Below are 7,081 nucleotides of genomic sequence, written 5' to 3'. Positions count from 1 at the left end.
TAATTTTTAGCGATCGCAGCTTTTTTGCCCGATCTCACCAAATCGCGTTGCTCCCAATTGCATCTAAGAAGCGCACTATCCGAACTGCCCAAGTACGCGGCGAACCACTGGAAATTCAGGAGGTATTCATCCGCAACTGCCTACACGTAGATATCTTTATCTGCGTTCTCAGGTGGGATTTTGTCGCCAAGGAACTTACTAACGGGCGATCGCTTAAACAGGTGGTACTGGAAATGGGATTGCGTAAGCAAGGGCGACTGGTTCTACCCTATGAAGAAATTCTCGCCTGCTGGAAAGCCGGTTCTGGTAGTAGGGGATGGCAGAAAATCAAGGATTACCTTATTTACGACTTGGAAGATACGCAACTCATAGCTAACAGACTTGTACCTTCATACCACTATGAAGCACTGGTTGTACCGGGAATGAACCTCCAGCAATTAGCCCTCGCTGGTAACGGCACCAAGTGGAAGCAAATATTCTCGCATCACTACCCAGGATACAAACCCAAACCCGACCGTAAGTATAAATTCCAAGGGGGGATAGCCTACTCTATTCCAGGACTATATAAAAAGGTTGGATACATCGATATTAGTTCTATGTACCCCAAAACCATATTGTCGAAAGGAATTGTCTCTCGTAAGGATACAAAGCGAATCGGCTTGAGCATCTTGCAATATTTGGTAAATGAGAAATTAAGGTTGGAACAAGTTGCCAGCACCGGTGACATTGTTGCCAAGGAAAAAAGAGAATCCACCAAAGTTTTAGCTAATTCTCAGTTTGGGTTCTTCGGAACATCGGAACTCGCCTTCAACGATATGGAAGCAGCCGCCTTGGTAACAGCTTACGGTCGGCGCATCCTACAATTCATGATTGAAGTAATCAATAATGCTGGCGCAACCCCTGTAGAAGTTGATACTGACGGGGTGTTCTTTACTCACCCCAACCCAGAAAAAGTGTATGCCACACTTCAGTCTGAATTACCCAAAGGAATAACCGTCAAATTAGAGTTTATTGCCAATGCAATGTTTATTCCACAAAGGGGAACTAAGAACTATCTGTTATGGCTGAAAGATAACTGGATTATCCGCAAAGGTAGTTGGAGAAACCGTTCTCGCTCAAGGCTAGAGAAAGAATTTCCTGTTGAATATCTAACCTACTTAATCCAAAACCAATCTACGGCAGAGGAATATTTCAGAGAAGTAAAATCGCAGATTTTATCAGGAAAATACCCGATAGAAAAACTCTGTATTACTCGCAAAATTCGTGTTGGGGAAAAAGAACTTCTTAAATTAGGAAAACCTGGTGATGTAGTAATTTACTATTACGGAATTAGAGGTATTACTAATACCAGCACAAATGAGAGCTATTCACGTCAATACTATCTTGACCTAATTGAAAAAAGACGAGAAGAAATCCTCAAAATAGCCGCTCCTGAAATACTAGAAGGTGATAAACGTCAGTTATCCCTTTTCTAGATGAACAAACTTGATATTTAACGTAACCAATGAAAATAATAAATATCAAGTCTTTTTTCAACTCATGAATTATCAATAATTTGTAAATAATGACAAATACTTACAATGAAATCGGTTTTCATTAAAGTATTTTCAATCCTTCATAAAAACAAAAATTTATCGCTAAAAGTCAGATTAGTAAAAACAGTATCAGTCATTAACTAACTGATTAAGTTCACTAATTTATTGATGTCTTAATGGAGATATCATTCTTAAATTGGAAAAGTAACTAATGAAAAATAAATCCTCATATCGAAAGCCCAGGCTTAATAAAAAACAAAGGGCTTGGGTGAACTCATTCCTTGCATCTCATCCTAATGCCAGAGTTAGAAATATCTATGAATTAGATGGCGATCGCGTTGTTGAAATTGAGTGGTGGGAAAATACAAACCGAATAATATTAGACCCAAAAACCTACATTCAAGGAATTATCAGCTACAAAATGCGGGTCAAACTAAGGAAATTTGGCGATGCGAGAAAAACAGCCGAGTTCTCGTACCGGATCACCCCGCCAGAAAAACGAAGTGCATCATGGCACTTAACAGGCCAACTTTCTCTAGAACTTCCCCAGTGTTACAAAGTTGCAGAACCAAACAACCCAGTTATCGTTAAACCAAAAAGGAGGAATGCTAAAACCAAGAAAGTTAAAAAATTAATTCAGCATACTCTTCCTCTATCAGGAATTAGTGCCCAACTTCATGCTATGAACATCGAAGATGGTGGTGTTCCTTTATCCGAACAAGAACTATTACTAGAAAGCGTATCACACCTAAATCTAGATACTGGTAAAGAGACTAAACTTCCAGGAGCTATAGTCAAAATTCTTTCCCATAAAAAAGCTAGCTTAAAGGAATGGGAAACAGCTATTGCGCTATATGAGGTAACTGGTTCTAGTGGAGTCATAGAGTATCTCCAACAATTGGATTCTTGGCGGAAATATTTGGGTACTCAACCAGTAGAAAACACTGTTCAGAAAGTCTCAAATCATAAGTCAGTACAGCCAGCACAAAATTAAGTATTTACTGAGTGCTATATTTTGCTAGCGGCTATATAACAAATACTAAGGATGTGGAAAGAGTTAATACTAACTCTTATTTTTTAAACCACCGCTTACGACTAACGCCTGATAAATAAATGTTTATCTAATCTATCATGACTGTATACCTGTACTACGGCGAAGATAGCTATTCACTCAATCAAAAAATTGATTATTTAGTGAATCAAAATGTTCATGCGGAATGGAAAGCTTTCAATTACGTGAAGCTATTTGGAAATGAGAAAAATATTGCTGCCAAAGTCTTTACTGAGGTTATGACCTTGCCCTTTGGAGAAGGTAACAAAATTATTCATACAGACAGCGACTCTCTAATTGGAAGTTTATCAAATGAAGATAATAACCAAGAACTTGAAAATCAACTTTCCCGAATACCTTCAAGCAACCTTCTATTAATTACTGGTAATAAAAAGCCAGATTCGCGCAGGACAGTAGTAAAAACTATCCTAAAATATGCCCAACAAGAAGAGTTTCCTCTCGTCCCTAGTTGGGATAAAAAGGGGATAGTTAACTTGATAGGAAAGTATGCAGCCATCCATCAAGTTAAACTCACTCCAGATGTCACTGATTACCTAGCTGAAGCAATTGGCAATAATACTGCACGAGCCAATAGCGAATTCGCTAAACTTGCTGTTTATACAAGTGGAAAAATAATCTCTCTTGAGGAAGTAAAACAGCTCGTTGTTAATCATAATACTGACTACCTAAAGCTTACTATTGCTATGTTAAGAAACCATCCAAGTTTAGCAATAGTGCAGGTATCTAAACTACTGGATAATAATGAACACCCGCTCAAAATAGTAGCAACACTTACCTCTATTTTCCGCACTTGGTTAATAACCAAAGCTGGAGTAGAAACTAAATTATCTGATACTAAGATTGCAGAAATAGCGGAACTTAAAAATCCCAAAAGATTGTATTACCTCAAAGAGGAAGTCAAGTTTGTAGGCGTTCAAAACCTTAAACACAGCCTTACTTTACTTGTACAACTTGAAGCCGAACTCAAAAGCGGAATTGACAACCTAACCAGTCGAATTGCTGAAATTTGTACGATATGAGAAACAACCCATTTACAGAAATCACCGGACAGCATACCGCCAAACTTCTCCTGACTGAAGCAATCGAACAGAATAAAATTGCTCCTGCATACCTATTTAGCAGTCAAGTTGAGGGAGTAGGGAAAGGAAAAACCGCTTTGGCGATCGCAAATGCCATACTCCCAAGAGAGAGTCGCTCCGCGAAGGCAGGAGAAAATAACTATCTAGACATCTTACAAATCAAACCAACCCATCCCGAAAACACCTCCCAGCAGAAAGGTATACCTGCTATTCGAGTAGAACAGGTGCGCGAGGTAATTGAATTCCTTTCAACTAGTGCAGTCAAGGCCAAGCAAAAGGTGGTGATTATCCACGAAGCAGATATGCTCAACCCTACCGCCGCCAACAAACTTCTCAAGACGCTGGAAGAACCGAAAACTGGAACATTTATCCTGATCTCGTCCTATCCTCAAAAGCTATTACCTACTATCAAGAGTAGGTGCCAAATCATACCTTTCCAAAGGTTAACTGATGAGGAGGTTATTTCTGTACTGAAAGACCAACAAATCGAGGCAACAGAAAAAATACTAGCTATGAGTTCAGGCAGTCCTGGTCAAGCGATCGCCAACATCACAATGTTAGCTTCCATCTCAAAAGAAATCACAAGTCAACTGGAAGTACCTCCTGACGATATTCTCAACGCACTCAGTTTGAGTAACTCCATCTCAAGCTGGAATCACGAGACACAATTATGGCTGCTTACCTACCTGCAACACGACTGGTGGCAGAAATTAAAAAACACTCAATTGCTAGCTAAATTCACTCAAGCAAGAACGCAATTGCTGCATCACGTTACTCCTAGAAGCGTTTGGGATAACCTACTTCTGCCATAGCAAAACACACCCATTATCAAAAAGCACTGCCAGTTAGAAGTATTTCTAGCTGGCAGTATTTATTTACACATAATAAATATGAACCAGCAGCAAAGCTTATTCGATGTCGAAGAAACCATCTGTAACAGCAAAAGCCAAAAAGCTAGCGAAATTCTTACTCCTAGCACTAGAAAGATACTTCAGTTACTAACCAGCCAAGGGATTAACAAAACTGTAACAGCCAGTCTACTCGATCTAGCAGGAGCAAGCCGTGAAATTGTTCAATACATCGCCGGGCCAGTTGTAACTCAGCAGAACGGCTGGCAACAGTCAATTCCGTCCTGGGTATGGCGTGCGATCGCAGTCGATAGATTAGATGCAGCATTAAAAGAGATAGACAAAGGAGAAGTAGGTAAACTCGCCTCTAGCAGCGAAGTTGTTGCACTTATGATGCCAATTGCTTTTGAAGTGCCGCTATCATCCGAATGGACAGATGTTTACCTCTGGGCAAGTCATGATGCCCTAGTCAAGCACAGACCTTTCGATAATTTCAAATACGATAACCTGTGGGAGAAGATTGGTACAAAACCGATTCAGTATGAAAAAATCCGCTCTGATTATGAAACCCTAGCTGCTGATATCCGCTCCCGCATAGTCAAACACGCGGCGAAAGAAGGATGGGGTAAAAAGTCGTCAAATAAGAACAAACACCCTGTTACAGCAACTTCAACTGAAAGTAATACTAAGATGGAGCAATTGTCACTGTTTTCATAACTAATTGTTAGTACTTTTTTCAACAGTCTTCCCAAAGTCCTTCCTCTCCTTCTCTGTGAGAGGAGGTAGTTCTTCTTTATAATAAAAATTACCTAATTTCTGACACTGATTGATATAAATTCGTCTTGCTGAATCACTCGCCCTCAAATCCTGACGTAAAAGTAATTTAAACGGTTTTTCACGCTCTTTCAATTCCTTCACGGCTACAAGCATTTCTTGTGATACAGCAGGATTTTCATAAGTAGAAGAAAGTTCCTCACTTGATGAATAAACCTTTAGTTTATTGCCAGCAGGTTGAGTTAGAAGTCGCTGAGTGTTATACGAACGCCACAGACCCAATTTCTCGCGCCGTAATGACTCAATTTCAACCTCACCAACTCGGTCTGGAGTACTACGCCGCACGTAGAGAAAACAAGCTTTATCAGCTGCTACAGTTAAATTCACTTTCACACCATTACCATCAAAATAGAATGAGTCAATTAAATCGTTGTCTGCACTAACTTCTCCAAGTTTCTCTTTATTTGATAAATCAGGCAACGCTTCAGGATTTAGCGATGGCGAAGCATTATTAACATTAGCTGAGGATAATGATGGCGTAGGTGAAGGATTTGATTCTATAGCTGAAATTTTATCTTCTTTTTCTGGAGATGAACATCCAACCAGTAAGAATAATAATCCTATAAATAAGTATTTTTTCATAAATATAAAATTGTCTTTATAAACCAACAGCAGAATATTAATTATTGCTTACCACTCAACCGACCTGTTTGATAAAAATTAAGCAGATCGGGGAAAGCTTTTTCTAGCAGCCAGTTTCGCCCAACTTCTGATTCAGGAATATTTGAAGCAGCCATGTAATAACCACTTCTGTAAGCAGCTACACCCAAACAAGCTTGTAAGCTGGATATCGCCCGTGAAGAAGCTGGAATAGCCATCAAATCTTGCAGATGACTGGGATGATAATTTTGTCCTACCAGCATGAAATAAACCAAAGTATGAACCAACCGTGATAAAACAACTGTTCGGTCTTGCCAACGTTCTAAATGAGACTCGATACAGAAGTAATCAGGTAAATCAGCCGCCTGAGATTCATCATCAAGGAATAAATCGCTCTGGCTTTCGATAAAACTGGAATCCAGACCTATAAACTGTTTGAGAAAAACAAGCGTTTTCCCCCAACGTTCGTGTCCCTCAGTTTCAGCAGAAAATGCGCCTTCTGAATACTGTGAACCGTACTTATCTTGCAGTTGTACAACCGCCTCTTGATTGATATCGTCATGCCAGTCAGATTCAGCAAAAAACTCTTTTAAAATTTCCTGTAAATAGATGGATGAAAACTGCCTGACATCTGGTGCTTCGTCATCAAAATCGTCTTCATAAGTATCAATAATAAATTTCTCTAATTCGATTTCTAGCTCTTGCTTTCTATTAACTGGCAGTAATGATTTAGCGTCTTCTAACGTTAGAGGAAAATCTAAATAAGGATGACCTTTAGCTAAGTAATAATCACCCAAATCTGCTAAAATTTCAAGCGCGATAGTCCTGGAAAAATACTCATCTTGGGGATGCACGTATACTCGGTCTAATTCCTTATCCACTAGCATCATAGTAATGGCCAGTAGGGCAAACCATGACGCATCGTGCAAACAAGTCGGTAAATCAGTAATTAAATCTACTAACTTCAATTCTAGGATTTCTCCCCAAACACATATCCTATTGGTATTGGAAATATCACAAAAATGCTCGACATCTTCTCCAACAGATGTTTCTCCTAACTGTAAGAGCCTGCAATTATAAATGCCCAAACCTGCAATCAAGACATTTTCAAAC

7 protein-coding genes are annotated in these 7,081 nt (G+C 39.3%); 5 read left to right on the top strand and 2 right to left on the bottom strand.

Features of this window, described 5'->3' with window-relative positions; translation table 11 throughout:
* From VB740_RS16385 to VB740_RS16365, 5 genes are all read left to right on the top strand, one after another.
* Positions 1-1,475: DNA polymerase domain-containing protein (locus VB740_RS16385; protein ID WP_323201026.1), on the top strand; the 1,475-nt coding region annotated here is incomplete at its 5' end.
* 271 nt (positions 1,476-1,746) lie between these two features.
* Positions 1,747-2,529: a hypothetical protein gene (locus tag VB740_RS16380; RefSeq protein ID WP_323201025.1), complete on the top strand. Its 783-nt coding sequence runs from the start codon at positions 1,747-1,749 to the stop codon at positions 2,527-2,529.
* A 137-nt stretch (positions 2,530-2,666) separates the two neighbouring features.
* Positions 2,667-3,626 carry a DNA polymerase III subunit delta gene (gene holA / locus VB740_RS16375; RefSeq protein WP_323201024.1) on the top strand — a complete coding sequence of 320 codons (960 nt, stop codon included), beginning with the start codon at positions 2,667-2,669 and terminating at the stop codon, positions 3,624-3,626.
* The gene (locus VB740_RS16370; RefSeq protein ID WP_323201023.1) at positions 3,623-4,498 is read left to right on the top strand and encodes an AAA family ATPase; all 876 of its coding nucleotides are present in this window, start codon (positions 3,623-3,625) and stop codon (positions 4,496-4,498) included. Before holA ends, VB740_RS16370 begins: the two co-directional genes overlap by 4 nt.
* Positions 4,499-4,576: 78 nt before the next feature.
* Positions 4,577-5,251 (top strand): hypothetical protein, encoded by a 675-nt coding sequence (locus VB740_RS16365; RefSeq protein WP_323201022.1) that lies wholly within the window; start codon positions 4,577-4,579, stop codon positions 5,249-5,251.
* Here VB740_RS16365 and VB740_RS16360 read toward each other — a convergent pair whose 3' ends face one another.
* A complete protein-coding gene (locus VB740_RS16360; protein ID WP_323201021.1) occupies positions 5,252-5,950 on the bottom strand; it encodes a hypothetical protein in 699 nt (232 codons plus the stop codon).
* A 41-nt stretch (positions 5,951-5,991) separates the two neighbouring features.
* Entirely contained in the window at positions 5,992-7,068 is a 1,077-nt protein-coding gene (locus tag VB740_RS16355) for a hypothetical protein (protein ID WP_323201027.1), read from the bottom strand.
* Between the last annotated feature and the right edge of the window lie 13 nt (positions 7,069-7,081).

It is taken from the genome of Nostoc sp. UHCC 0251, assembly GCF_034932245.1.
GTDB lineage: Bacteria > Cyanobacteriota > Cyanobacteriia > Cyanobacteriales > Nostocaceae > Nostoc.
The sequence above is the reverse complement of the archived record's forward strand: the minus strand, read 5'-3'. Positions and strand labels throughout refer to the sequence as shown.